The organism is Micromonospora sp. NPDC005413, assembly GCF_040606435.1.
Taxonomy (GTDB): domain Bacteria; phylum Actinomycetota; class Actinomycetes; order Mycobacteriales; family Micromonosporaceae; genus Micromonospora.
The window spans coordinates 41,457-67,988 of sequence record NZ_JBEXEV010000015.1; the positions used below are offsets into that span (position 1 = coordinate 41,457).

Genomic DNA, 26,532 nt, shown 5'->3' on the forward strand with positions numbered 1-26,532 from the left:
CGACCACGGCGATGACCGCCGGGATCGGCGGGTGAGCGGGCCAGGTCCGCGACGAGCATGATGCCTGTGAGGCATAAAAATGACTCACAGGCATAAGTCTCAACGGAGACACCGGTTCCTGCCCGGTCCGTGCCGGAGCCGCGAGGGCCAGGCCCTGAGCCGAAGCAGCGCCGCAAGGGCAGCGCCGCAAGGGCAGCGCCGGCTCGGGGTGCCCGGAGCGGTCGGGTCAGCCCGAGAGGGTGCGGCGGCCCCCACGCATCCGCTGGCGGGGTGGCGGGGCGGCGGACTTCGGCCGTTTGAGGTGATAGCGGTGCAGCTCATGGTTGCCGGGCAGGGACGGGTCCTCGCTCATCGCGACCAACTCCCAGCCCTGGTCGCCGGCCCGGTTGAGGTGGGCCAGCGCGGTGTCGCCGTACGGCGTCACGTCGACCATTGAGCCGTCCGGGCCGTACCAGACGAAGACGACCTCCCAGCCGAGGTCGTTGGTCGCGGCCTGACGGCGGCGGACCAGTAGGGCGTACTCCCACTTGAGCATGGCGACATTCTCACCCCGCGCTGGCCCGCCGGCACGGATCAATCCTCGGCGATCCGTCCGGCGTCGACCCGCAGCCGTCGGTTCGTCTCGATGGCGGCCAGCATCCGTCGGTCGTGGGTGACCAGCAGCAGCGTTCCGGGGTAGCTGGCCAGCGCCGATTCGAGCTGCTCGATGGCGGGCAGGTCCAGGTGGTTGGTGGGCTCGTCGAGCACCAACAGGTTGACCCCGCGCCCCTGGAGCAGGGCCAGCGCCGCGCGGGTCCGCTCACCGGGGGAGAGGGTGGCCGCCGGCCGGGGCACGTGCGCCGCACGTAGCCCGAACTTGGCCAGCAGGGTCCGTGCGTCCGCCGGCGACAGGTGGGGTACGGCCGCCTGGAACGCGTCGATCAGTGGCGCGTCGCCGAGGAACAGCCCTCGTGCCTGGTCCACCTCGCCGACCACCACCCCCGGCCCGAGAGAGGCGGTGCCGGCGTCGAGCGGCAGCCGGCCGAGCAGCGCGGCCAGCAGGGTGGACTTGCCCGAGCCGTTCGCCCCGGTCAGCGCGACCCGGTCCGCCCAGTCGATCTGGAGGTCGATCGGGCCGAGGGTGAACCCGCCTCGGCGTACCACCGCACCTCGCAGCGTGGCCACGACGGCGCCGGCGCGGGGGGCGGCGGCGATCTCCATCCGCAGCTCCCACTCCTTGCGGGGCTCCTCGACCACGTCGAGCCGTTCGATCAGGCGTTCGGTCTGCTTGGCCTTGGCCGCCTGCTTCTCGCTCGATTCGCTGCGGAACTTGCGGCCGATCTTGTCGTTGTCGGTGGCCTTGCGCCGGGCGTTCTTCACGCCCTTCTCCATCCAGCCACGCTGGGTGCGGGCCCGCGCCTCCAGGCCGGCCCGGGTGTCGGCGTACTCCTCGAAGTCCGCGCGGGCGTGCCGCCGCGCCACCTCGCGCTCCTCCAGGTAGGCCGCGTAGCCACCGCCGTAGTGGTGCACCTGCTGCTGGGCCAGATCCAACTCCAGCACCCGGGTCACGGTGCGGGTGAGGAACTCCCGGTCGTGGCTGACCAGCACCGTGCCGGCCCGCAGCCCGGTGACGAACTCCTCCAGCCGGTCCAGCCCAGCCAGGTCCAGGTCGTTGGTCGGCTCGTCGAGCAGGAACACGTCGTACCGGCTGAGCAGCAGCGACGCCAGCCCGGCACGGGCCGCCTGGCCGCCGGACAACCCGGTCGTCGGGTGGTCCAGGTCGACCGCGAGCCCCAGGTCGGCGCTCACCTGCTCGGCGCGTTCGTCCAGGTCCGCGCCGCCGAGGGCGAGCCAGCGCTCCAGAGCGTCGCCGTACGCGTCGTCGGCGCCCGCCGCCCCGGCGGTCAGCGCCTCGGTCGCCGCGTCCAGCGCCGCCTGGGCGGCGGTCACGCCGGTCCGCCGGGCCAGGAAGTCGCGTACCGTCTCGCCCGGCCGCCGTTCCGGCTCCTGCGGCAGGTGCCCGACGCTCGCGGTGGGCGGGCTGAGCCGCACGCTGCCGGCCTCGACCGGGAGCAACCCGGCGAGGGTACGCAGCAGCGTCGACTTTCCGGCTCCGTTCGGCCCGACCAGGCCCACCACGTCGCCGGGGGCGACAACCAGGTCCAATCCGGCGAAGAGTGGGCGGTCACCGTGCCCGGCGGCCAGGTCCTTGACGATCATCGTGGCGCTCATTAGGACGGCAGCCTATCCGGCTGGTGGCATACGAGCGGACGGCAGCGGGCAGACTCAACGACGTGGTGACCACACTGGCGATCGATTGCGGCGGCGGCGGCATCAAGGCGTCGGTGCTCGACGAGGCCGGGACGATGCGGGCCCGGCCGTTGCGGGTGCCGACCCCGTATCCGCTGCCGCCTGCGCTGTTCGTCCGGACCCTGCTGGACCTGGGTGGGCGGCTGCCCGCGGCGGACCGGCTGACGGTCGGCGTACCCGGGATGATCCGGCACGGGGTGGTGGTGACCACACCGCACTACGTGACCCGCAACGGCCCGCGCACCCGGGTCGACCCGGACCTGCTCGCCGAGTGGTCCGGCTGGGACGCGCGGGGCGCGCTGGCGGACGCGTTCGGGGTGCCGGCGCTGGTGCTCAACGACGCCGAGGTGCACGGCGCCGGGGTGGTCGCCGGCGCCGGTTGCGAGCTGGTGCTGACCCTGGGGACGGGGCTGGGCAGCGCGCTCTTCGACGGCGGGGTGCTCGCACCGCACCTGGAGCTGTCCCACGCGCCGGTGCGCTGGGGCACCACCTACGACACGTACGTGGGTGAGCCGGAACGCAGGCGGCTCGGCGACGCCTTCTGGTCCCGCCGGATCCGGCAGGTGGTGGACGGGCTTCGCCCGGTGTTCCGCTGGGACCGGCTCTATCTGGGCGGGGGCAACTCCCGACTGATCCGGCCCGAACAGCTGGCGCGGATGGGCGACGACGTGGTGGTGGTGCCGAACACCGCCGGGATCGTCGGCGGTGTCCGCGCCTGGGAGCTCTCCGTGGGACGTCGGGACGCCCGCGCCTGACCCCGTCGCGGCGGGAACTGACCCGATCTCGACTCCCGGGAACAGTCGCCAAACGCCCAGTGTTGTGCCAGCGTCGGAACAGGTGACGGTGCGACCCGAGGAGGTGGGCAGATGGATCTTCTGGCGGACTACCGGCGGGCGACCATGTTCTTCGAAACCGGTGACCCGAGCGGAGCGGCCCGACTGCTGGAGCCGATCGTCGACGCCGAACCCGGTAACGCGGCGGTCCGGCAGTTGCTGGCCCGGGCGTACTTCCAGTCGGCCCAGCTCAACCGGGCCGAGGAGCACCTGCGGGAGCTGGTCGACCGGGACCCGAGCGACCACTACGCGCACCACGTGCTCGGTCGGACGCTGGAGCGGCTGAACCGACACACCGACGCGCTGCGGCACCTGCGGATCGCCGCCGCCATGTACGCGACAAACGACGACTACCGGACCGCGCTGGAGCGGGTGGAAACCCGCGTGGGCGGCACACGCTGAGCGTGGCCGGTGACGGTGCGAGGGGCGGTCCTCCGGGGCCGCCCCTTCGCCGTCCGGCGGGTGGGCCGCCGGACGTGCCTAGGATGGCGGACATGGGACCTGACCGGCCGGGGGCTGCGGCATGAAGCTCAAGCTGGACCTGCACGAGATCTTCAACAAGGGCCAGGACATCGACCGCGCGTTGCGCGGGATCATGGACGAGGCGGTGGCGAAGAAGGCCACCCTCGTCGAGATCATCCCTGGCAAGGGGTCCGGCCAGCTCAAGAAGCGGGTGCTGCGGTTTCTCGACCAGAAGGACGTCAAGCAGCTCTACCACCGCGTGGAGAAGGACTCCAAGAACTTCGGCCGACTCTTCGTCCACTTCCGCTGGAAGTAGCGCGATCCTCCCCGGCGTGGTCGACCGCGTGAGCGCCTGATCCACTCCACTGCGCCGTAGGTGCGGCATCCCGCCGTACGGATACAGCTACGTCGGCGACATGGTGTCGATCAAGTGGCACGGTCACGCCACGCCGAGCGCGGCGGCGAGTTGAATGACCGTGGCAGGGACGTGAGGGCTCCGGACCACCTGGGCGAGCACTGCGCGGGCGGACAAAGATGCCGGCGCGATGCTCGGCCGCCAACCGTGGTGGCCGACCTGTTCGCCGCCGACCATGTGGGCGCGCTGCTCGGCGGGCTGGTCTTCCCGTTCCTGCTGGGGTCTGTGGTGGCCCAGCGATCGGGGCGATCCCACCGGCTGTGAGCTGCACGTGCGCACTGCCGCCGGCGTGACGCTCGTCGACCCGTACGCCGTCCGGCTACGGCTCCAATAAACCAGAGAGGTGGCCGCACGAGGCCAACTTCGGGCAGTACGAGCTTCGCCCCGTCCGGGGTCGGCGGGCGGCCTCAGCCGCCTGGTGGAGAGCCCGGCGGCAGCGTCGGCGCCACGCTGATGAGTCGGCTCGTCGGCTCCAGGTCGGCGCAGAGCTTCCGGGGGAAGGTGCTTGCGGCCTTCACAACGACGTCACACCCACCAGAATTGGTCTGGGCGATAATCAACCAGCCGGCCGGCTTGTTCCGCAGAAAGTAGCGTCGGACGGCGGTGTTCACCTCGCACCCCGGGCGCGCCTCGACGCCGCACGCTGTCGGGTCGTCGGGCACCGTCATGATGAGCCAGTTCCCATCGCAGGCTTCGACGGTGCCCTGCGAGTGGCGGGACAGGTCCATCCCTCGTACGGCCGCACGCGTCCAGACCGGATCGCAGCGGTCCTTTGGCGGGTTGCAGCCAAGGTTCTCGTCGCAGAGGGTGTAGGTGCCGTTCTTCAGCGCCCAAGCCTTCTGGTTGAGCGACAGCGGTCGCTTGCCGATCGGCTCCGTCGACGTGAGTGTCACTTCGGCGGGCGCAAAGGTCGGGCAGTTGCCAACGGTGGCCGACTCCTCCACGATGTTGGCGAAGATGACGCCGTTCTCCTCTTCTTGGGAATCGACTCGCACGTTGCGCGAGCAGCCGTCGCGACCGGCGAGCGCCTCGACATGCACGGTCACAGCCTGGGCGCCCGGACCGGCCGTCACGCCGCTCACCTCGGCCGCATAGGTGACCCAGAGGGTGGATGCGCTTGGGGTGCCTCCGGGCCTCGGTTGAGCCTCCGCGCAGGCAGCCACTCCGAGCGCGGCGGCGGTCAGCAGGCAGAGAGTGGCAGCGATGCGGCGCATGACTGGCATCTTGCCCCGGCTGCACCACTTCCCGTGGCCCCTGTCGGCTGCGACTGGTGGGTTCGCACATCCACGACGCATGTCTAAAAAGACGTTCCGCTTCCGATCGCGGACCGTCAGGTCCCGATCTCAGCGACCATCGTGTCCGAGTTCTCAAACGACTCGACGGTGCGGAATCCCTCAGCGGCATACAGCCTCGAAGCGAAGTTCGCCCGCTCCACACTCAGCGACACCGTACGGACGCCACGTTCTCGTGCGGCGGCCAGAGCGGCGCGCAGAAGTGCTCGGCCCACGCCCCGGCCCCGCCAGGTTTGCACCACCCCGATAGTCAGCTCCGGCACGTCGTCACTCACGTACCCGTAGCCCGGATCAGCGGCGGTCAGGTATCGGAACCATGCTGCGCCGACTGGCTCATGAGCCGGGTCCACCGCGACCAGGCCGAAGTCGTCTCGCCGCATCCAACCGGTGACATAGTGCGCCAGTGCGGGATTCGCCAGGATCTGGTCCCGAGACCAGTGGCGCGTCGGTAGCCAGTTCACGGCATCCATCAGCATGTCGACCAGGAACTCGGAATCAGAGTGGGTGGCTGCGCGGATGCCGAAGTCAGTCACCGCCGAAGCCTCGCACAAGATCGACCGTACGAAGATCACGCCGCTGGAAGGAACGACCTGACGCCGATCGGCCGCTGGGCCGGTCAGAGGCTGGCGGCGAGGAAGCCGCACGCGGCCAGCGGAAGCACCGCGGACAGGGTGCCCACCAGGGCTGACGAGCGGATCCTGGTGCGGGAGATGAGCGCGAGCATCGCCAGGCTGACCAGCAACGCGAGGAAGATGGCTGGCGTGGCGACCTTGCTGGTGCTACCGAGGTTGGGGCGTGGTGGCGACAGCGTCATGGCCGAAGTATCGGGTCAGCCCGCCAGAGCGTCCGGGCGGGAGCCGTGGCCGGCGGGGCGTCGGGACCAGCACTGCGGGCGCTGCCGCACGGCGAGTTCCAGTGCCTGATGGTCGGACTCGATCATTTCCCGGGCTATTCGACGCGCCATTTCCAGACGGTCGGCGTGCATGTCAAGATCGGTCGGGCCGGCGCCAGCCATATCGAACTCCTCGTCAGCGTTCGAACTAGTCGCATCATGCGACACGCCGGGGAATCGTCGCCATTCTCCGATCGGTGGAAAGCGCCCGCCGTACGGCTCGGTGTCGTGTACCCCGGTTGCGCCGATGGTAGCGGCGACCGCGCCATCGCGCGTGAATCTGCGGGACCCCGCCTTGCTGGAGGTTTGTACATTGCACGGTGCGCGGATCGGGGGCGCGACAAGTCCGGTGAGGGATCTTCGTTACGGGAGGACCGCCGTGCAGCATTCGAGCAGGATCGATCCGTTGTTCGTCGCCGTCGAATCCGATTCGATCACCCGTGCGGATGTCGCCGGGCTCATCGCCGGGCGGCTGGCCGCCCTCCGGGTGCCGGGGCTGCTGTCCGCGGCCCGCTGCCACGCGATCACCGCCGCGCTCGCCAACGCACCGATGGACCGCTACGACGAGAGTCGGGTGTTTCCCACCGTCGCCAAGTTCGGCCCGGCCATCAACGACCACCGGGATGCCGGTGAACTCCGCGACGATTACTGGGACGCGGCCCGCGCGGCCGAGAAGAGCTGGTCCACGCTGGGTCTGACGGACACGCCACGGGAGCTGTGCCTGGCCGCGTTCCGGGCCGCCTGGCCAGACGTCGCACCCGGGCGGCGGCAGCGCCGGGAGATGCACGTCGGCATCGTCCGCGAGATCAACGCCGGCCTTCAGATGCATTTCGACGACGCGGTCCGGGAGTACGCGGGCCGGCTGCTCGACGGTGACGTGGTGGCGCAGTTGGCCTTCAACATCTACATCCGGGTACCCCCGGCCGGTGGTGAGACGGTGCTGTGGCGGCGGCGCTGGCAGCCGGACGACGAAGAGTGGCGGATCCCCGGCGGGTACGGCTTCCACGAGTCGGTGGCCGCCGACGCGCAGTCGTTGACATTGCGGCCCACGCTCGGGGAGGGCTTTCTGTTTGATCCACGGCACTATCACACGGTGCGTCCCGCGACGGATGGCCGACGGATCTCCATAGGATGTTTTGTCGGGCTCACCGACGACGGTCGACTGGCCCTCTGGTCGTAGTGAAGGGCGTTTCCCCATGGTGGACAGAAGCGACGTCGAGGCGGCTGCGGCACTGGTCGAGGGGCGGGTCCGGGAAACCCCGGTCATCGCCGTCGATGGTGCCGACCTGGGTGTTCCCGGGCAGCTCAGTCTCAAGCTGGAGCTGCACCAGCACACCGGCTCGTTCAAGCCCCGGGGGGCGTTCAATCGAATGCTCCAGGGGGCGCTGCCGTCGGCCGGGGTGATCGCCGCTTCGGGCGGCAACCATGGCCTCGCGGTCGCGTACGCGGCCCGGTCGCTGGGCGTTCCGGCGGAGGTCTTCGTGCCGGTCACCGCCTCACCGGTGAAGGTGCAGCGGCTGGCCGGGCTGGGCGCGCAGGTGCGCCAGGTCGGTCAGCACTACGCCGAGGCGTTGGCGGCGAGCACCCAGCGGGCCGGGGAGACCGGCGCGTTGGTCGTGCACGCGTACGACCAACCGGAGGTGGTGGCCGGTCAGGGCACCGTTGGCCGGGAGCTGGAGCGGCAGGTGGACGGGATCGACACCGTGCTGGTGGCGGTCGGCGGCGGCGGGTTGGTGTCCGGCATCGCCAGCTGGTTCGACGGGTCGGTACGCGTCGTCGCCGTCGAGCCCGAGCAGATCCCCACCCTGCACTCGGCCCTCAAGGCAGGCCGACCGGTTGACATCGAGGTGGGCGGCATCGCCACGGATTCGCTCGGTGCCCGTCGGATCGGCGAGATCGCCTTCGACACCGCCCGCCGGACCGGGGTGGTCTCCGTGCTGGTCCGTGACGAGGACCTGGTGCGGGCGCGCCGCCTGCTCTGGTCTGAGCTGCGGGTCGCCGCCGAGTTGGGTGGTGCCGCCGCGCTGGCCGCGCTGGTCGGCGGCGCGTACGTGCCACAGCCGGGGGAGCGGGTGGCCGTGATCATCTGTGGTGGCAACACCGACCCGAGTGACCTGGGCCCGGCCGCGCCGCACTGATCCCGCCGTTGCCAGGCGCAGCAGGTGGTCAGTCGCCGTTGCGCAGGCGCCGCAGTGCGTGCTCCACCTGGAGGGTGTCCAGGTGGGTGTCCCCGAGTAGTCGCCGGCGATCGGCCAGCAGTTGCTCGTACGCCTCGATCGCCGGGTCGAGTCGCCCGTCGAGCAGGAGCACCGCGGCCAGGGTGGCCCGGATGGCGAGCACCTCGCCGCGGTCGGCGTGCCGGGGCTCCACGGTGGCCAGAGTGGCCCGCAGCTCCGCCTCCGCCTCTGCGAGTCGGCCCTGCGCCTGCATGCAGCGGGCCAACGTGTGCCGGGCCTGCCAGGTCTCCGGTTGGTTGAGCGGCCAGGTCCGGTACCGGACCTCCAGGATGGCGTGCAGCATCTCCTCGGCTTCGGGTGCCCGTTGTTGGGCGAGCACGGCCAGCGCCAGACTGTGCCGCACGATCATGGTGTCCCAGTGCTCCGGGCCGCGGACCTGGTCTTCCGCGGCGACGATCTGCCGCAGCTCCAACTCGGCCTCCGGCCACTGGCGCTGCGCCATGATCGCCTTGGTGAGCTTGTGGCGGCTGGCGAGGGTGTCGGCGTCGTCGCTGCCCAGCACCCTGGTGCGGTCCGCGATCACGTCGCGGAGCACCCGGTCGGCCATCTCCGGCTGGTTGCGTTCGAGCCAGGTGCGGCCCAGCTCGTGGCGCAGCGCCAGCACCTGCGGTCGGTCCAGGTCGTGGTCGTACGCGGCGCAGCCCCGCACGATCGGGTCCAGGATGTCGAAGGCCGAGCCGGGTAGGCCGACCGCGATGAGGTAGCGGGCGGTGAGTCGGGCCAGCTCCAGCGCCCGGCGTACCGTCTCGGGGTCGTGCTTGTGCTTCTGTGGCACGAGGTATTCCCGCACCGCCTCGACCAGGTGCGGCACCAGCACGTCCCAGTTGGCCCAGGCCGCCGAGTCGTCTGGGCTCTGCCCTTCGGTGGCGGCGAGCAGCAGCTTCATGACCAGCCCGTGGTATTCGGCGATCTGCTCACGGACCTCGTCGCGGTCGCGGAACATCGCGTGCACCAGCGGGTGTAGCGACAGCACGTGCGCGAATGCCGGGTCGGTGACGTCCTCCCGGACGTCGAAGTCGACGAGGGCGAGGTCGCCGATGCCCTCCAACACCTTCAGCCGCTGCTGGCCGGTGAGCCCCTTGAAGAGCGGCGAGACGGCCAGGATGGCCGGCTTGAGCACCACCTCGTAGGGCACCGGGGAGACGCTCAGGCAGGCCAGCACGTTGAGCAGCGGCCGGCTCTGTTGGAGCTTGCGGCGGGTCAGCAGGTCCAGCGAGATGTCGTCGACCTCACGGACGATCTCCAGCCCGAGCGACTCGTCGAGGTCGACGTCGGTGGCGTCGCGCGGTGACCGGAACCGACGCTCCACAGCGGCCCGGTAGTCGGCGAAGGTCGTGATGGTGGATGAGCCGCGCCAGACCGGGCTGGCGTTGACCGACCGCAGGTAGTTGCCGGCGGCGCGCAGAGCGAGTGGCAACCCGCCCAGCTCCCGGGCCAACTCCCGGGCGTTGGCCAGGTCACCGGCCTGCTTGCCGGCCCGGTCGATCAGCACCTGCGCGCCGGCGTCGGCGTCGAGCGGGCGCACCTGGTGCAGCGTCGACCAGGTGCCCCAGGTGGCCCGGTTGCCATCCCGGGTGGTCACGATGACCACGCCGTCGTCGGCGTCCGGGCGGCGCAGCCAACCGGTGCCGTCGGCGAGCACCCCGTCGGTGGGGCCCAGCGTGGCGGGCTCGTCCGCGCTGTCGAAGATCAGCAACCAGGGCTGCGCGGCCTGGTTGAGATAGCGCCACACCAGGTCGGTCGCGCTGATCATCCCGGCCCAGGCCTGGTCGACCTGGGTCTCGGAGGCACCGAGCTGGCTGACCACCTCACGCATTCCGGAGTTGAGCCGCGCTGCCTGCACCCACCAGACCGTCCGACCTTCCGCCCGGGCGCGGCGGGCGATCTCCAGGGCAACGTGGCTCTTGCCGGAGCCGCCCATGCCGCACAGGATGTGCACGGAGGGCTGCTCCCCGGCACCTTCCCCCGGTTGCACGATCTGGTCGATCAGGTCGTCGCGCCCGTGCAGCGGGCTGTCCAGTCGGCCGAGCGGTGGGTCGACGGAGACGCGACTCGGCCGGTCGTACGCAGGCCGGGGCGCGCCGGCATCCTCGGGTGGAACGTCCGCAGTCAATGCGGTCCCCCTTCGGTGGCGAAATTGCAGTGGGCCGACGGTGGAAGATTCTGCCCACTTATGGACAGCCGGAGGGATCGTCGCCCGCACCACGTCAACCGCAAGGGTATCCATCCCCGTACTGGGTTGCACACTCTCCGTTTAGGCCACCCGGGCGGCCTAATCGGTGCCGCCATTTCCATTTCGCCGTTGATTCCGGCCGATCCGCCGGGCTCGTGACTCGCGCGGTGCCTCCACGATGGACGTATGAACTGGATGCCGTACCACGATCTGGTCGACTGGGGTTCGGTGCCGGACTGGTTCGGCGCGGTCGGCTCCATCGCCAGCGTGCTCTTCGTCTACCTCGGGCTGCGGCGGGAGATCCGCGCTCGCCGCTCCGACGATCTGCGGGTCCGGGCCACGCAGGCCCGGCTGGTGTCGGCGGTGGCCGAGATCCGGGGCGCCTCGGTGCTGCGGGTCACCGTGGCCAACGAGAGTGACGCCCCGGTGCTGGACGTGGCGGTGCTGGCACGGCTCGTCCCGCCCGACGATCCGGACGGCCCATCCGCCGAGCTGGCCGCGGCGAAACAGGTCCGGCGCATACCTGGCCGCGACGTTCACGACCTCTTCGTCACCGTCACGGCGGAGCACCGGTTACGTCCGGCCGACACCGTTCTGGTCGAGCTCACCTTCACCGATCACGACGGAAATCGCTGGCATCGTATCGGCGCCGGTCAACCCGAACCGGAGGGTTGACCGATTGACGTCAGACGAATCCGATTTTGATCGCTACGAAAGCCGGTGGTCCGGCGGATGAATCGCTCCACCGGACCACCATGCTGTTCGTCAGATGGGATAGGTGCGGGCGACCGCCAACATCTCGGAGCTGTGCGACCCGACGACGCCGACAGCCGGCGGCCGGGGGCGGAAGCCGGGCAGCGCGTCCAGCCCGTCACTGGCGTCCATCGCCCGCAGCGCCACCTGCCCGGCGGACGGCCGCAGGGTCAACGTGACCTCGATCCCCTCCGTCGGCGGGGCGTGGAAGACCAGCCCGAAGCCCCACCTCCCCTCGCGGGGCTCCACCGGCACCGACCGTCCGGCCACCTCGGCTCGCAGCACGGTGGCGGTCGACGTGTCGACGTGCAGGGTGGCGAGCCGGGCCGCGCGCTGCGGGGTGAGCCGCAGCCGCAGCGTGCGTTCGCCGCCGGAACTGGCGTCGGCCAACACCTCCAGCTTCGGCGCCGGCAGGTTCGCCGACTGTGCCGGCCCGGCGCGCAACTCACCGTCGCCGAGCCCGGGGAAGTCGTCGCCGACGTCGGTCACCCCGTCCACGTAGCCGTCCGTCCACGGCTGCGGGTCGCTCTCGTGGCTGAGCCAACGGGCCTGGCCGGTGCCAGCGTCCATGGCGTACATCAGGTGGGTGGGCGCGGGGTGGGCGGCGTCGAACCGGTCGACGGTCAGGCCGACCCCGGCGAGCACCACCGCCGCCACGGCGGCTGCCGCGGCCGGCAGCACGCCGAGCCGGCGGGCCCGCAGTGCCAGCAGACCGCGCTGGCCGCCGGCCTGTGGGTGCAGCAGGTCGACCACCGGCAGGGCGGTCAGGCCGAGCAGCACCGCGACCAGCGCGGCCACCCCGCCCATCTCCATTCCCAGCGCCGGGAAGAGCAGCACCACGGTGGGCAGCAGGATGACCACGCCGACGGCCGCGGCGGCGGTCACCGCCACCACCGGCCACGGCCCGGTCTGCCGGGTACGCAGCGCGACCAGCCCGCCGAGGGCGCCGGCCAGGGCCGGCAGGGTGGTGAGGTACGCGCCGCCGGGCACCGCCACGGCGAGCAGCACCCCGAGCAGGGCCAGCCAGGCCAGCCCGCCGACGGCGAGCGCGGCCGGGCCGATCCGGCGGCGGGTCAGCGCGTACCAGGTGAACAGGATGGCGGCGGCGAGCGCCAGCACGGCCAACCGGAACCAGATCGGCCGGTACGGGTCGAGCAGTTCCGCGTACCCCGGTCGGATTGTGGTGATCGCCAGCCAGAGCAGCTGCGCGGCGACCGGCGCGACCACGATCGGCACCAGGGCCAGCCCGAAGCCGGCGGCCAGCCGGCCGGCGCTGGCCCGGCCCTGTCGGCGGGTCAGCCAGCCCAGCGCGGCCACCGCGGCCACCGCGAGCAGGGCCAGAGGAAGGGTGAGCCAGCCGGGATAGCGGACCAGCCCGCCGGGGACCGGGAAGTACGTGGCGTCGTGCCCGGAGCGCAGATCGGTCAGGTCGGTACGGCCGAACTCCCGGGCCAGGCCCAGCGCGTTGTCGCCGTGCTGCTGGAGGCTGCCCCGGTCCATCGACGCCGGAGTGTCCAGCGGCGTGTGATAGATCGCGCCGCCGTCGATGTAGGCGGAGTTCAACCCGACGAACTTCTGGTCCAGGAACGCGGTGAAGTCGGTGTCGTTGGGCAGCGCGCGGTAGATCTCCACAGCGAACGAGGTGCCGACCGGGTGCGGGGCGGCCCGGCCGAAGACGTCCACCAGCTTGGCGTTGTTCCGGGACGTCTCGAACATGATCACGGGCCCGGTGGAGCCGCGGGCCTCCAGGTTGAGCACCACGCCGCCGTCGGCGGCCAGCGGGTGGCTGGCGGCGAACGCGGACGCGCCGCAGAGGCACGCCTCCTCGGCGTCGGTCAGCACGAAGACGATGTCGTTGCGCGGCCGGGGGCCGGTGGTCAGCGCGCGGGCCACCTCCAGGATGGTCGAGGTGCCGGCCGCGTCGTCGTTGCCGCCCGGCCCGGTCTGCACCGAGTCGTAGTGGGCGACCAGGAAGATCCGACCGGTCGAGTCGGTGCCGGGCAGCCGGGCCACCACATTGCGGACGCGGGCCAGGGTCGCTCCGCCCGCCGCCCCGCTGAGCTGGCCGGCCTCCGGTGCCACGGTGTCCTGCACCTCGGTCTCCAGGCCCAGCCCGCGCAACTGCTGTTCGATGTGCGCGCGGACCTGGTCGTTGGCCGGGCTGCCGGCGACGTGCGATCGGGCTGCGATCACCTTCACGTCCTCGTACGCCCGGCTGGCGCTGAACTCACCCGCCGGCGCGTCCACCTGCCGCGGCGCGGGGGTGCGCAGGTCGAGCAGGCTGCCCGCGCCGACGGCGGCCAGCGCGACCAGGGCCGCCGCGGCGGCCATGAGCCGCCGGCGAGGCCGGGTCAGCGCCCGGTTGGCAGGGGGTACGCCCGGAGTCGGACGGGCTGGCGTCTCCGTCGTGGCCGGGGTGGTGGGTGCGCCCACAGAAACTCCTCGGGGGGTGGTGGGGCCTGGGGTGGCACCATCCTGCCCGGAGGCGGCCCCCGATGCGATGGCCGGTACGCCCGCATCGACCGCCCGCCCGGCTGGTCATTCGGCGGGCAGTGATGCGGCCCATCCCCGCCCGTGCCGTGGGCATCGTGTTGTGTGCGACCGTTGTCTAATACAGGATCAGCAGGGCACTCGGAAGGAGCCCGACATCACCAGCGAACTCCCGCGTCTCGCGGCGGTGACCCGGCCGCACCGGGGGGCCGGCTTGGCCGGTTCCTCAGTTGTGCCGTACCCGCACGGTGGCCTGGCGCGGCACGCCAACCTTCCGCCGGGCGAGCGGTTGCGGGTGCTGCTGGTGGAGGACGACGAGGGTGACGCCTTCCTGGTCAGTGAGCTGCTCGCCGAGACGAACTCGATGATCGAGCTGCTGATCGCCACCAGCCTCAGCGAGGCGCGGCAGCGGATCGCAGGCGTCGACTGCGTCCTGCTCGACCTGGGCCTTCCCGACGCGCAGGGGCTGGATGGGCTGCGCCAGGTGCTGGAGATGTCCAGCGGCGCCGCGGTCTGCGTGCTGACCGGCCGCTCGGACGAGCACCTGGGCATCGTGGCGGTCGCCGAGGGTGCACAGGACTACCTGGTCAAGGGTCAGGTCGACGGGGTACTGCTGACCCGGGCGCTGCGCTACGCCGTGGAGCGCAAGCGCGCCGACGAGAACGCCCGCCGGCTGCGGGAGATCGAGCTGCGCCAGGCCGAGTCGGCTCGGCTCGAACGCGGCCTGCTGCCACAGCCGTTGATGACGACCGACCAGGTGGCGGTGCACACCTTCTACCGTCCGGGCCGGCACGCCGCGCTGATCGGTGGGGACTTCTTCGACGTGGTGCAGACCCGTCCGGACCGTCTCGACCTGATCGTCGGCGACGTCTGCGGGCACGGGGTGGACGAGGCCGCGCTCGGTGTGGAGCTGCGGGTGGCCTGGCGGGCCCTGGTGCTCGCCGGAGTGCCCGACGACGAGGTGCTGCCCGCACTGGAGCAGGTGCTGATGAGTGAGCGCCGCCTCCAGGAGATCTTCGCGACCGTGGCGACCACCCGACTGGACCTGGACGCCAACCGAGCCACCGTCCGACTCGCCGGGCATCCGCCGCCGCTGCTGCTCACCGGCGGCCGGGTCGCCCCGGTGCCCGCGCCCGGCGGCCGGCTGCTGGGCGTACGACCTCGCCGGCCAATCGCCTACGACCTGGAGTTCGACACCGATGACTGGTCCCTGCTGATGTACACCGACGGCCTGATCGAGGGGCGGGTGGGCGCCGGCAACGAACGGCTCGACGTGCCGGGTCTGAGCGGCCTGTTGGACGAGCCGGCGAACCGCGCGGTGTCGCTGCCCGAGCTGCCGGCCTGGCTGGTCGGCCGGGCGGAGCAGATCAACGGTGGCCCCCTCGCCGACGACGTGGCCATGCTGCTGGTCAGCCGGGGTGGTGGCCGATGAAGCCGGAGATCGGCGGCTGGAGTCTGCGCCGTCGGGTCATCACGCTGCTCACCGTCGTGGGTGTGCTGTTGATCGGCCTGGCCAGCGCGGAAGCGGCGATGGCCGCCCGCAACCGCGCCCAGATCGACGCCATCCTGAACCAGACCGGCCCGCTGCGGGTGCAGTCACAGGAGCTGCTCAACGCGCTGCTCGACCAGGAGACGGGGATCCGCGGGTACGCGGTCAGCGGTGATCCCGCCGACCTGAGTCCGTACCAGGAGGGGCTCGAACAGGAGAAGAGCGTCATCGCCGCGATGCGGGCGCTGCTTGACGACTACCCGCAGATCGGCCAGGAGATGCGGATTGTCGAGGAGCGCACGGCGCAGTGGCGGCAGTCGGTGGCGGAGCCGGTGATCACGACTACCGAGGAGAGCGGCACCAGCGCCGGTCAGGCGTTGGTCACCGAACAGGCCCGGCAGCAGTTCGACGAGGTGCGATCGGCGGTGAACGACCTCCAGGAGGAGATCCTGGCCGCCCGGGAAGAGGCCGCCGCCAACGTGCGCACCAGCAGCAACGTGCTGGTCGTCCTGTTGATCGTCGCCGCGTTGGTGGTCGTCATCGCCGGTTCGGTGCTGCTGCTTTCCCTGGACCGGATGGTCATCCGACCCCTGATCGGGCTGGCCGACCAGGTCCGCGAGGTCGCCGAGGGTGACTACCAGCACGGCATCGCCACCACCGGCCCGCCGGAGTTCATCCGGCTCGGCGAGGACGTGGACGCGATGCGCCAGAAGATCGCCGCCGACCTGGCCGAGGTGCGGGCTGCCCGCGAGCGCATCGAGTGGGTCAACAGCCAGCTCCAGAAGCAGGCGGAGGAGCTGACCCGGTCCAACCGCGACCTGGAGCAGTTCGCGTACGTGGCCTCGCACGACCTGCAGGAGCCGCTGCGCAAGGTGGCCAGCTTCTGCCAACTGCTCCAGCGCCGCTATGCCGGGCAGCTCGACGAGCGGGCCGACCAGTACATCGCCTTCGCGGTGGACGGCGCGCAGCGGATGCAGCGTCTGATCAACGACCTGCTCGCGTTCTCCCGGATCGGCCGACTCACCACCGGCTTCGTCGAGGTCGATCTCAACAAGGTGATGGGCGACGTGGCCGGCCAGACCGAGGCCGCCCGGCAGTACGCCGATGCCGAGCTAACCTGGACCGAGCTGCCGGTGATCTCGGGTGAGGAACCGCTGCTCACCAACCTGCTGGCCAACCTGGTCAGCAACTCGATCAAGTTCCGCCGTCTGGACGTGCCGCCGAAGGTGCACATCTCGGCCCGGCTGGTGGGCGCCGAGTGGGAGATCAGCTGCCAGGACAACGGCATCGGGATCGAGCCGGAGTTCGCCGACAAGATCTTTGTGATCTTCCAGCGGCTGCACTCGAAGGACGCGTACCCGGGCACCGGCATCGGGTTGGCCATCGTCAAGAAGATCGTCGAATATCACGGCGGCCGGGTCTGGGTGGACACCGACGTGCCGGAGGGCACCGCGATCCGGTTCACCCTGCCGGCGCTTCCGAGTGACATCGAGGCCGCCGCCACTGCGGCTGTCGACTCGCCGGAGCAGCCGCAGACTGTGGCAGACGGCGACGCGACGCCCTCGAACGAGGCTCCGGCGGGGCTGGCGGAGCAGTCCGCCGGGCCGGACCGGCCGGACCGGGCAGACGAGTCGCCGGAAAGCGGTAGAACGGGTGACATGAGGGAGACGGTGGGATGACCGCGCCGGCGGATGGCAAGAGCCCGATCGAGGTCCTGCTCGTGGAGGACGATCCGGGTGATGTGTTGATGACCCAGGAGGCGTTCGAGGAGCACAAGCTGCGGAACCGGCTGAGCGTCGTCTCCGACGGCACCGAGGCGCTCGCCTACCTGCGGCAGGAGGGCCAGTACGCCGACGCGGTGACGCCCGACCTGATCCTGCTCGACCTCAACCTGCCCCGCCGCGACGGCCGGGAGGTGCTGGAAGAGATCAAGAAGGACGAGAACCTGCGTCGGATCCCGGTGGTGGTGCTCACCACCTCGCAGGCCGACGAGGACATCATGCGCAGCTACCAGCTGCACGCCAACGCCTACGTGACCAAGCCGGTGGACTTCGAGCGCTTCATCTCGGTGGTCCGTCAGATCGACGAGTTCTTCGTCAGCGTGGTCAAGCTGCCGCCGCGTGGCTGACACCCTGCTCGACGACGTAGGCGACCTGCTCCGGGAGGTCGCCGATCAGGTCGTGCTGCCACTGTTCGGCAAACTCGACGACGCCGACGTGTCGGAGAAGGCACCCGGCGAGGTGGTCACCATCGCTGACCGCCGGGCCGAGGAGCTGCTCTCGGCGGGGTTGCGCCGGCTGCGGCCGGGCTCGAAGGTCGTCGGTGAGGAGGGCGTCGCCGACGACCCGGGGTTGCTGCGGCACCTGCGCGACGGCGGGGACGTGTGGCTGGTCGACCCGGTCGACGGCACCGCCAACTTCGCCGCGGGTCGCCGGCCATTCGCCGTCATGGTGTCACTGCTGACCGACGGGCGGCCAGTCGCCGGTTGGATCCTCGACCCGCTCGCCGACACTCTCGCCGCCGCCTGGGCGGACGACGGCATCCTGCTCAACGGCCGGCCGGTGAACGGCAGCGCCTCGGTGCCGCCGCTCGGTGAGCTGCGCGGCGTGGCGATGACCAGGTTCCTGCCGCCGGAGACCCGGGACCGGGTCCGCGCCGGCGGCCGGCGGCTCGGTGAGCTGCTGCCCGGCCAGCACTGCGCAGGCCGGGAGTATCTGGACATCCTCACCGGCGAGCAGCAGTTCGCCCTCTTCTGGCGCACCCTGCCGTGGGACCATGCCCCGGGCTCTCTGCTGGTCCGCGCGGCCGGTGGCGTCGCCCGCCGGTTCGACGGCGTCGACTACCACCCCGCTGACGACGGCCGCGGTCTGCTCGTCGCGGCAAACGAGCAGGTCTGGACCGAGGTGCGCGACGCCCTCATCGGCCCCTGATCCGCGCACTGCGCGACAGTGTTGGCACGCTCCGTCGACATCGTGTCAACCCGGCGGCCAGCGGGGCTGGTCACTGGCGCGCAGTCCGGTATCGTGACCGGCGGTCTCCGCCAGCAGGCCGCCGACCGGCGCCGGCGGGGACGCCGCCGCGCAGTGGTTCACCGGGGGCCGGCGGTCGACGGAAGGACGCTTTCGTGCCCAGGACCAGGCTCAGCCCGCGGCTCGGTCGCCGCGCACTGTTCGCCGTGCTCGCCACCGCCGCGCTGGTGCTCGGCGGTGCCGCCGTGCCCGCGTACGCGGAGCCCGACGAGGGCGGCAGCAAGAAGCTGCGGGACGCGTTGGAGCTGACCGCCAAGGGCCACATCGATGCCAAGGCCAAACTGGACAACTCCAAGCGTCGCCAGACGGCGCTGACCGGTGAGCTGACGGCGGTCGAGGGTCGGTTGGTCGGGCTCACCGCCCAGGTCGGCGAGGTTGCCGCGCAGTCGTACCGCGTCGGCCGGCTCAGCCCGGCGTCGATGCTGCTCAACACCGCCACGCCGCAGGCGTTCCTGCAACGCGCCAGCGACCTCGACATGATGGCCCAGCGGGACAGCAAGCGGCTGCGCGATCTCGTCGAAGCCCGGGAGCAGGCGCAGCAGGCCAAGGTCGCCATCGACGCCGAGGTCCGCGAGCAGCAGAAGCAGCTCGCCGTGATGGCGAAGAAGAAGAAGGAGGCCGAGGCGGCGCTCGCCGAGGTCAGCTCGGGCAGCAGCAACGGGTTCAGTGGCGGCAGCTCCACCTCGGCGAAGCCGGCGCCGCGCAACTCCGACGGATCCTGGCCCTCGGAATCCTGCTCGGTGAAGGACCCGACCACCTCCGGCTGCATCACCCCGCGCACCCTCAACGCGCTCAAGCAGACCCAGGCCGCCGGCTACAAGCGGCATGTCTCCTGCAAGCGCGAGGGTGGCGGCGGCGAGCACCCGAAGGGGCGGGCCTGCGACTTCGCGGCAGCCACCAACGGCTTCGAGGATCGCAACGCGACCGGCGGCGACAAGGCGTACGGGGACAGCCTGGCCGCCTGGCACGTGCGCAACGCCGACCGACTGGGCGTGCTCTACGTGATCTGGTACCGGCAGATCTGGCATCCCGGCACCGGATGGCGTGCGTACAGCGGCAGCGGCAGTCCCGCCGCGTCCCACACGAACCATGTTCATCTCTCGATGTACTGACCCGGAGCACCAGCTTCGCTGCGTACCATCGCGACGATGAACTCCCCACCGCCCGACGTAGCGGCCCCACCGGCTTCCTCGGCCCCGTCCGTGCCGGTCACCGGCCGGGCGCTGCCCAACGGCCTGGCCGCCTTCCTGGTCTTCTTCTCCAGCGGCGCCGTGCTGGTGCTGGAGACCGTCGCGCTGCGCCTGGTCGGCCCGTACGTCGGGGTGACCCTCCAGGTGACCAGTTCGGTGATCGGCATCGCGCTGGCCGCGATCGCCTACGGGGCGTGGTCCGGTGGCTGGCTGGCCGACCGACGTAATCCCCGTGGCCTGCTGGCACCGGCGTTGGTGCTGGCCGGCATCGCCACCGCGGTCACCCTGCCCGTGGTCCGGTACGCCGGTGAGGTGCTGCGCGGCGGTGCGGAGACCGCCATCCTGCTGCTGGTGGCGCTGGCGGTGTTCGTGCCGGCCGCTCTGCTGGCCGCGGTCACCCCGCTGGTCGTGAAGCTTCAGCTCGCCGACCTGCGCCGCACCGGCCAGGTGGTCGGTCGACTGTCCGGGATCGGCACCCTGGGCGGCATCACCGCCACCCTGCTCACCGGCTTCGTGCTGGTCGCGGCGCTGCGCAGCACGGTGATCCTGCTGGCACTGGCGATCGCGCTCGGGCTGGTCGGCCTCGGCCTCGGCTGGTATCTGCGCCGGCAGGACCCCACCGAGCTGCCCGGTCCCGCCCGGACCCGGGCCGCGCTGGCCGTCCTCGGCCTGGTCGGGGCCGGGCTGACCACCGTGGCACCGAACCCGTGCGACATCGAGACGGCGTACCACTGCGCCCGGGTGGCGTCCGACCCGAACCGGCCCACCGGGCGCACGCTCCTGCTCAACTCGGCCCAGCACTCGTACGTGGACCTGGCCGACCCGAAGCACCTGGAGTACGCGTACACCAAGTGGATCGGCGCGGTCGCCGACGTCACCGCGCCGGCCGGTCAGCGGCTGGACGCGCTGCACCTTGGCGGCGGTGGGTTCACCGTGCCGGGCTATCTGACCGCCACCCGGCCGGGCACTGACAACGTGGTGTTCGAGATCGACGGTGGGCTGGTCGAGTTGGGCGAGCGCGAGTTGGGCGTACGCCCGGGGCCGGAGCTGCGGGCGGTGGTGGGTGACGCCCGGATGCTGGTCGTCGGTGAGCCGACGGACAGCCGCGACCTGGTGGTCGGTGACGCGTTCGGCCACCTGGTGGTGCCCTGGCACCTGGCCACCCGCGAAATGGCCGCCGAGGTCCGACGGGTGACCCGCCCCGGCGGTGTGTACGTGCAGAACGTCATCGACTATCCGCCGCTGCGGTTCATCCGCGCGGAGCTGGCCACGGTGGCCGCCGAGTTCGCGCACGTCGCGTTGATCGCGCCGCCGGAGGCGCTCGCCGAGGAGCGGGGGTCCAACTTCCTCATCGTCGGCTCCGATGCGCCGCTGCCACTGGAAGCCGTTCAAGCCCGACTGGGCGAGGTCGACCCGAAGGTCAGCCTGCTGTCCGGCGCGGAGCTGACGGATTTCGTCGGCGGGGCGATGGTGTTGTCCGACGACTACGCCCCGGTGGACCAACTGCTGGCCACCGCCTGAACGGGTGACAAAGCTGACCGATTCCGATCCTTGAGGTGTAGGTCGGCTGCTCGTGGGCAACAACGGTCACCATGGGTGGTGGGGATCGAAACGGCGCGCAGCTGCTCGATGAGCGGTACCGGCTGATCGAGCAGCTCGGCGCTGGCGGCATGTCGGTGGTCTGGCGCGGCTACGACGAGGTGCTCGGCCGCCAGGTCGCGGTGAAGGTGCTGGCCTCCCGGCTGGCCACCGACCGGGCCTTCCGCCACCGGATCCGCATCGAGGCGCAGGCCGCCGCGCGGCTCTGCCACCCCAACATCACCAACGTGTACGACTACGGCGAGTCCGAGCAGGTGGGTCTGACCGTGCCGTACGTGGTGATGGAGCTGGTCGACGGCATGTCTCTGGCCAGCCGGCTGGGTCAGGAGAGCCGGCTGCCGTGGCGGGAAGCGGTGACCATCGGCGCGGAGGTCAGCTCGGCGCTGGCCACCGCCCACGCCCGCGGTGTGGTGCACCGCGACGTCACCCCGGGCAACGTCATGCTCACGTCGACCGGCGTCAAGGTGGTCGACTTCGGCATCTCGGCGCTGGTCGGGGAGAGCGAGAAGGGGCCGGACGGCTCGCTGCTGGGCACGCCCGCGTACCTCGCGCCGGAACGGCTGGACAACGGCCAGGTCTCCCCGGCCACCGACGTGTACGCCGTCGGGCTGCTGCTCTACCGGATGCTCACCGGCCGGCTGCCGTGGCAGGCCAGCACGACCACCCAGATGTTGCGCGCGCACATGTACAACGAGCCGGCGCCGATGCCGACGGTACCGGGCCTGCCCGACGAGGTGGCCGCCCTGGTGGGGCGCTGCCTGGCCAAGCGGCCCGACGACCGGCCGGTCACCGCCGAGCTGACCCGGACCCTCGCCGACGCGGCCGGCATGCTGGCGGCGGTGCCGGTGTCGCCGGCCGCCGGGCCCCTGGACCCGGCCATGCTGGGCAGTGCGCGTACCACGATCCTGCCCTGGTCGGCGGCGACGGACGCGCTGCCGCTGTCGCGTACCCGTGACCGGAACCGGCGGGCGCGGCAGCGGGTGACCAGGCGTCGGCGGGTGGAGGCCGGAGTGGCCGCCGTCGGGCTGATCGCCGTCACCGGGGCGATGTGGGGGTTCACCTCGCGCAGCCCGGCCAGTGGCGGGGACCAGCCGACGACCGTGGCCAAGATGGGTCTGCCGACGGCGGCGCCCTGCGAGGTGGCGTACGCGCTGCGGACGGACTCCGGCCGCGACTTCGCCGCCGAGCTGACCCTGACCAACACCGGTGACCGTGAGCTGCGGGACTGGACGATGAGCTTCACCTTTCCCGGGCAGCAGACGGTGACGAAGGCGGAGCCCGCACCGGTGCACCAGCAGGGGAGCACGGTGCTGATCCGGCCGACGGCCCAGCGCACCACGCTGGCTGCCGGCGCGGCCGAGAAGTTCACCCTCGCGGGGAAGTACAGCGGGGCGAACCCGCTGCCGGTGGAGTTCCGGCTCGGCGAGGTGACCTGCGGGGTACGGGTCTCCGGGGTGGCCGGCACGACTCCTCCCACTGTCCCGCCGAGCAAGGCGGCCACCGTGAAGGCCCCGCCGAAGGCGGTGACGGTCGCGCCGAAGGCGGCGACGGTCCGTGGCGGCCCGGGTTCGGGTGGCTCCGGCCCGGGCAGTGGCACGACGAAGACCAAGCCCGAGAAGCCCAGCAAGGGCAAGGGATCGGATGGTGGTCCGGGAAAAGCGGGAAAGTGACCAAGGGTCACGGGAAGGGGCACGGCAGCGGTAAGAAGTGAGGCCGCTCAGCGCTGCCCCGCGAACCGCTGCACCTGGTCGATCCCGCCCTCCACGACCAGCACGACGCCCTGGGAAAGCCTCGTACTGTCGGAGGCGTACCGGAAGCGCTCGCCCGGCAGCTTCGCGCCAACCACCCGAACCCCGTAGCGTTCCTCCGGACGCAGGTCGAGCAGGGTCCGCCCGACCAGGGAGTCCGGCACCCGGACGGTGGCGATCGCGAAGTCGTCGTCGAACTCGATGAAGTCGAGCAGCCGGCTGACGATCAGGTGCGCCACCCGGTCACCGGTCTCCGCCTCGGGGAAGATCACATGGTGCGCGCCCACCGACGACAAGATCTTGGCGTGCTTCTGCGAGGTCGCCCGCGCCCAGATCTGCGGCAGACCCAGCTCGACCAGCGCCAGCACGGTGAGGACGCTCGCCTCCACCGAGGCCCCGATGGCCACCACCGCCCGCCCGAAGCTGGCAACGCCGAGTTGCCGCAGCGCCCCCTCCTCGGTCGCGTCGGCCTGGACCACCCGGTCGAGCTGGGCCGACCACCGCTGCACCTGTTCCGGGTTGCGGTCGATGGCCAGCACCTCGCGGTCCATCCGGCTCAGCGACCCCGCCAGGTGGCAGCCGAACCGACCCAGCCCGATCACCACGACGCCCCGACCATCCGCGCGCCTAGCTGACACCTCGACCCTCCTTGCTGCTAGCCGACAACGGGTTGTTCCTGGGGATAGCGGTAGAGCCGGCGCCGGGTGTTCAGGGCGATCGCTGATCCGAGGGTGAGCGGCCCGATCCGGCCGATGAACATCAACACGGTCAGAGTCAATTGGCCGCTGCCCGGCAGCGTGCCGGCCAGCCCGATGGTCAGCCCCGTGGTGCTGAAGGCGGAGGTGACCTCGAACAGGGCCGCCACGAAGCGGACCCCCTCAGTGAGCAGCAGCAAGAGCATCGTCCCGGCCGTGACCAGTGCGACGCTGAGCAGGGCCACAGTGATCGCCTGTCGCTGGCTGGCGGTGGCCACCCGGCGGTGCCCGACCGTCACGTCCGGCTCGCCGCGCAGCTCGGCCCAGATGGTGAACGCCAGCAGGAAGAACGTGGAAACCTTGATCCCGCCGGCCGTGCTGGCGCTGCCACCGCCGATGAACATCAGCACGATCAGCAGTGGGTAGCTCTCTTCCTGCAGGGCGGTGATGTCCAGGACGCTGAAGCCGCCGGTCCGGCTCAGCGCGATCTGGGTGAACGACGCGAGCATCTTGCCCCGAACGTCGTACGGGCCGATGGTGTCGTCGTTGGTCCACTCGGCGGCGAGCAGGCCGACGAAGCCGATCAGCAGCAGCGCGACACTGCCCCAGATGGTGAGCTTGGTGGCCACGGCCCAGCCCGCAGGCTTGTGCCACTCGCGTACCGCCTCGAACAGGGCGGGGAACCCGAGCCCGCCGACGATCGCACCGAACGCCAGCGGCAGTGACACCCACGGGTCGCGGTCGAAGGCCAGCAGGCCGTCGGAGTAGAGCGCGAAGCCACCGTTGTTGAAAGCCTGAACGGCGTGGAAGACGCCCGACCAGAGGGCACGCCCGGGTGGGTAGTCGTACGCCAGCCACAGTCGGCCCGCGACCAGCGCGGTCATCAACGCCTCGCAGGCGAAGACGGTCACCGCGATCCGGCGCAGCAGCCGGGCCACGTCACCGATGCCGAACTCCGCCGTCTCGGCCTGCACCAATAGCCGGTTGCGCAGCCCGAGCTGACGGGAGACCACCAGGATGACCAGCGCCGCAACGGTGAGGATCCCGAGGCCGCCGAGCTGGGTGAGCACGGTGATCACCACCAGTCCCAAGCCGGACCAGTAGTTGGGAGTGTCGGTGACCGCCATGCCAGTGACCGACACCGCCGACGTGGCGGTGAAGAGCGCGGTGACCAGGGGTGGGCGCTGGTGGTCGACCGTCGCCCAACGCGCCGACAGCAGCCCGGTGCCGAGCAGGATCGGCACCAGGAACGCGAACGGCACCAGCCGCACGGGGTTGCGGAAGAACCGGCGCACCAGACAATCTTCCTGTTCCGGTCACCGTTCGGAGTGGGAACAGGCATTCCGCCGGGCGGACGTTCGCAAGATCGTGCTCGATCGTGGAAGTAGTGGTGTCACAGAACGTTCGAGGCCACTACATCCACGATCGAGCACGATCTTGAAGGGGTGCGACGCGCGCGGACGCGCGGTGTTGATCTTCGCCCGCCGATCTGGCGCGCGAGATCGCCGACCTGGTGTCGATCATGCGGGATGGATGGCGCGCGACGACACAGACGCCGGACGGTCCGTGGGGGTCCACGCCATCGGGAGACCGGGCGTTCAGGCGGTAACGCGGTCCGTTGTAACCCCCGGCCACCTCATTCCTGTTACTTGTGTGTTTCCGCCACATAGCCCGTGGGTGACGTCACTTCTAGCGTGAGCCGTCACGAAGAAGTTCTCTCCCTCCGAGTCCTCATGTGGAGTCGCAATGACGGTCCGGACGACGCGGCGGGTGTTCCTCTCCGCCGCCACGATGATGGCAGCGGCGCTGGCCGCCACGGCCTGTGGCAGCCCGCAGGACACCGCCACCGGCGGCGGCGACAGCGCCGCGCCGGTCAAGGTCGGCCTGGTGTACTCCCAGTCGGGAGCACTGGCCAGCTATGGAAAGCAGTACATCGAGGGGTTCAAGGCGGGGCTCGACTTCGCCACCAAGGGCACTGGCAAGGTCGGTGACCGGACGATCGAGGTGACCGAGGTCGACGACGCGGGCGACCCGGCGAAGGCGGTCTCCGCCGCCAAGGACCTGATCGGCAAGGGCACCAAGATCATTGCCGGCTCCACCGCCTCCGGCGTGGCGCTCCAGGTCGCCCCGATCGCGGCGCAGAACAAGGTCCTCTTCATCTCCGGAGCGGCCGCGACGGACGCGGTCACCGGCGCCAACAAGTACACCTTCCGCTCCGGCCGCCAGTCCTACCAGGACGTGGTGACCGCCAAGTCGTTCATTGGCGACCCGGCCGGCAAGAAGGTCGTGGTCTTCGCCCAGGACGGCGCGTTCGGCGACGCGAACGAGGCTGCCGTCAAGGCCGTCATCGGCGGTGCCGGCGCGACCGTCAGCAGCGTCCGCGCCCCGGCAAGCGCCACCGAGTTCACGCCGTTCGCCAGCCAGATCAAGGCCGCAAAGCCGGACCTGCTCTTCGTCGCCTGGGCCGGCACCACCGCCCCGGCCATGTGGCAGAGCCTCGACCAGCAGGGCGTGCTCTCCTCCACCACGGTCGTCACCGGTCTGGACATCCGGGCCTCCTGGCCGACCTTCGGTGCTGCCGGCACCAAGATCTCCTTCCTGTCGCACTACTTCGACGGTGCCAGCGACACCGAGGCCAGCAAGGCGCTGAAGGCCAAGGTCAGCACCATCGACCTGTTCCACCCGGACGGCTTCGCCGCCGCCCAGATGGTGGTCCGTGCGGTGCAGGAGGGCGGGGACGACGTCGACAAGATGGTCACCGCGCTGGAGGGCTGGAGCTTCGACGGGGTCAAGGGCAAGATGACCATCCGGGCCGCGGACCACGCGCTTCTCCAGCCGATGTTCCAGGCCAAGCTGACCGGCAGCGGCACCGCGTTCACGGCAACCGCGCAGAAGAGCCTCACCGGTGACGAGACCGCGCCACCGGCCGTGGCCATGAAGGGCTGA

Annotated in this window: 24 protein-coding genes; 14 read left to right on the plus strand and 10 right to left on the minus strand. The window is 71.1% G+C overall.

The genetic code is table 11. The annotated features are described in order from the left end of the window. Positions 1–226: 226 nt before the first annotated feature. Positions 227–535 carry a hypothetical protein gene (locus ABZS37_RS17875; protein ID WP_354996788.1) on the minus strand — a complete coding sequence of 103 codons (309 nt, stop codon included), beginning with the start codon at positions 533–535 and terminating at the stop codon, positions 227–229. Positions 536–573: 38 nt separating this feature from the next. After that, complete coding sequence (locus ABZS37_RS17880) at positions 574–2,211, minus strand: ABC-F family ATP-binding cassette domain-containing protein (protein WP_355170198.1); 1,638 nt, start codon at positions 2,209–2,211, stop codon at positions 574–576. Positions 2,212–2,273: 62 nt separating this feature from the next. On the opposite strand from ABZS37_RS17880, the gene ABZS37_RS17885 reads away from it, so the two are divergent. The 3 genes from ABZS37_RS17885 to ABZS37_RS17895 all read left to right on the plus strand — a co-directional run bounded on the left by ABZS37_RS17885 (position 2,274) and on the right by ABZS37_RS17895 (position 3,900). Next, positions 2,274–3,044, plus strand: a complete 771-nt coding sequence (locus ABZS37_RS17885) for an ROK family protein (RefSeq protein WP_355170316.1) — start codon at positions 2,274–2,276, stop codon at positions 3,042–3,044. 111 nt (positions 3,045–3,155) lie between these two features. Then, positions 3,156–3,524: a tetratricopeptide repeat protein gene (locus tag ABZS37_RS17890; protein WP_354996785.1), complete on the plus strand. Its 369-nt coding sequence runs from the start codon at positions 3,156–3,158 to the stop codon at positions 3,522–3,524. Between the two features lie 121 nt (positions 3,525–3,645). Further along, entirely contained in the window at positions 3,646–3,900 is a 255-nt protein-coding gene (locus tag ABZS37_RS17895) for a Smr/MutS family protein (RefSeq protein WP_007465523.1), read from the plus strand. A 506-nt stretch (positions 3,901–4,406) separates the two neighbouring features. On the opposite strand, the gene ABZS37_RS17900 is transcribed toward ABZS37_RS17895, so the two are convergent. From ABZS37_RS17900 to ABZS37_RS17915, 4 genes are all read right to left on the minus strand, one after another. Next, positions 4,407–5,213, minus strand: a complete 807-nt coding sequence (locus ABZS37_RS17900) for a hypothetical protein (RefSeq protein ID WP_355170200.1) — start codon at positions 5,211–5,213, stop codon at positions 4,407–4,409. 116 nt (positions 5,214–5,329) lie between these two features. Next, positions 5,330–5,863, minus strand: coding sequence for a GNAT family N-acetyltransferase (locus ABZS37_RS17905; protein WP_355170202.1), 534 nt, complete (start codon positions 5,861–5,863; stop codon positions 5,330–5,332). Between the two features lie 44 nt (positions 5,864–5,907). After that, positions 5,908–6,105 (minus strand): hypothetical protein, encoded by a 198-nt coding sequence (locus ABZS37_RS17910; RefSeq protein ID WP_355170204.1) that lies wholly within the window; start codon positions 6,103–6,105, stop codon positions 5,908–5,910. Positions 6,106–6,120: 15 nt separating this feature from the next. After that, positions 6,121–6,255 (minus strand): hypothetical protein, encoded by a 135-nt coding sequence (locus ABZS37_RS17915; protein ID WP_355170206.1) that lies wholly within the window; start codon positions 6,253–6,255, stop codon positions 6,121–6,123. A 307-nt stretch (positions 6,256–6,562) separates the two neighbouring features. Between ABZS37_RS17915 and ABZS37_RS17920 the strand changes: the two genes are divergently transcribed. Beyond that, complete coding sequence (locus tag ABZS37_RS17920) at positions 6,563–7,363, plus strand: proline hydroxylase (RefSeq protein ID WP_355170208.1); 801 nt, start codon at positions 6,563–6,565, stop codon at positions 7,361–7,363. Between the two features lie 16 nt (positions 7,364–7,379). Continuing rightward, positions 7,380–8,321, plus strand: a complete 942-nt coding sequence (locus ABZS37_RS17925; RefSeq protein WP_355170210.1) for a threonine/serine dehydratase — start codon at positions 7,380–7,382, stop codon at positions 8,319–8,321. A 28-nt stretch (positions 8,322–8,349) separates the two neighbouring features. Here ABZS37_RS17925 and ABZS37_RS17930 read toward each other — a convergent pair whose 3' ends face one another. Beyond that, entirely contained in the window at positions 8,350–10,533 is a 2,184-nt protein-coding gene (locus ABZS37_RS17930) for a tetratricopeptide repeat protein (RefSeq protein WP_355170212.1), read from the minus strand. Positions 10,534–10,779: 246 nt separating this feature from the next. On the opposite strand from ABZS37_RS17930, the gene ABZS37_RS17935 reads away from it, so the two are divergent. Next, complete coding sequence (locus ABZS37_RS17935; RefSeq protein ID WP_355170214.1) at positions 10,780–11,268, plus strand: hypothetical protein; 489 nt, start codon at positions 10,780–10,782, stop codon at positions 11,266–11,268. A 90-nt stretch (positions 11,269–11,358) separates the two neighbouring features. Here the strand turns inward: ABZS37_RS17935 and ABZS37_RS17940 are convergent, their stop codons facing one another. Next, a complete protein-coding gene (locus ABZS37_RS17940; protein ID WP_355170318.1) occupies positions 11,359–13,677 on the minus strand; it encodes a M28 family peptidase in 2,319 nt (772 codons plus the stop codon). A 391-nt stretch (positions 13,678–14,068) separates the two neighbouring features. On the opposite strand from ABZS37_RS17940, the gene ABZS37_RS17945 reads away from it, so the two are divergent. The 7 genes from ABZS37_RS17945 to ABZS37_RS17975 all read left to right on the plus strand — a co-directional run bounded on the left by ABZS37_RS17945 (position 14,069) and on the right by ABZS37_RS17975 (position 22,813). Continuing rightward, a complete protein-coding gene (locus tag ABZS37_RS17945; protein WP_355170320.1) occupies positions 14,069–15,268 on the plus strand; it encodes a fused response regulator/phosphatase in 1,200 nt (399 codons plus the stop codon). Beyond that, positions 15,265–17,004, plus strand: coding sequence for an ATP-binding protein (locus tag ABZS37_RS17950; RefSeq protein ID WP_355170216.1), 1,740 nt, complete (start codon positions 15,265–15,267; stop codon positions 17,002–17,004). The genes ABZS37_RS17945 and ABZS37_RS17950 overlap by 4 nt, the downstream gene beginning before the upstream one ends. Continuing rightward, positions 17,001–17,453 carry a response regulator gene (locus ABZS37_RS17955; protein WP_355170218.1) on the plus strand — a complete coding sequence of 151 codons (453 nt, stop codon included), beginning with the start codon at positions 17,001–17,003 and terminating at the stop codon, positions 17,451–17,453. The genes ABZS37_RS17950 and ABZS37_RS17955 overlap by 4 nt, the downstream gene beginning before the upstream one ends. Then, positions 17,446–18,255, plus strand: coding sequence for an inositol monophosphatase (locus ABZS37_RS17960; RefSeq protein ID WP_355170220.1), 810 nt, complete (start codon positions 17,446–17,448; stop codon positions 18,253–18,255). Before ABZS37_RS17955 ends, ABZS37_RS17960 begins: the two co-directional genes overlap by 8 nt. A 194-nt stretch (positions 18,256–18,449) precedes the next feature. Continuing rightward, positions 18,450–19,466: a hypothetical protein gene (locus tag ABZS37_RS17965; protein WP_355170222.1), complete on the plus strand. Its 1,017-nt coding sequence runs from the start codon at positions 18,450–18,452 to the stop codon at positions 19,464–19,466. Between the two features lie 36 nt (positions 19,467–19,502). Next, a complete protein-coding gene (locus ABZS37_RS17970; RefSeq protein ID WP_355170224.1) occupies positions 19,503–21,065 on the plus strand; it encodes a fused MFS/spermidine synthase in 1,563 nt (520 codons plus the stop codon). A gap of 71 nt (positions 21,066–21,136) precedes the next feature. After that, a complete protein-coding gene (locus tag ABZS37_RS17975; RefSeq protein WP_355170226.1) occupies positions 21,137–22,813 on the plus strand; it encodes a serine/threonine-protein kinase in 1,677 nt (558 codons plus the stop codon). A gap of 47 nt (positions 22,814–22,860) precedes the next feature. Here ABZS37_RS17975 and ABZS37_RS17980 read toward each other — a convergent pair whose 3' ends face one another. Together ABZS37_RS17980 and ABZS37_RS17985 are read right to left on the minus strand one after the other, a co-directional pair. Then, complete coding sequence (locus tag ABZS37_RS17980; RefSeq protein WP_355170228.1) at positions 22,861–23,529, minus strand: TrkA family potassium uptake protein; 669 nt, start codon at positions 23,527–23,529, stop codon at positions 22,861–22,863. 17 nt (positions 23,530–23,546) lie between these two features. Continuing rightward, complete coding sequence (locus ABZS37_RS17985) at positions 23,547–24,881, minus strand: potassium transporter TrkG (RefSeq protein ID WP_355170230.1); 1,335 nt, start codon at positions 24,879–24,881, stop codon at positions 23,547–23,549. A 451-nt stretch (positions 24,882–25,332) separates the two neighbouring features. Here ABZS37_RS17985 and ABZS37_RS17990 point away from each other — a divergent pair, with 451 nt between their 5' ends. Beyond that, on the plus strand, positions 25,333–26,532 hold the full coding sequence (locus tag ABZS37_RS17990; protein WP_355170232.1) for a substrate-binding domain-containing protein: 1,200 nt from the start codon (positions 25,333–25,335) through the stop codon (positions 26,530–26,532).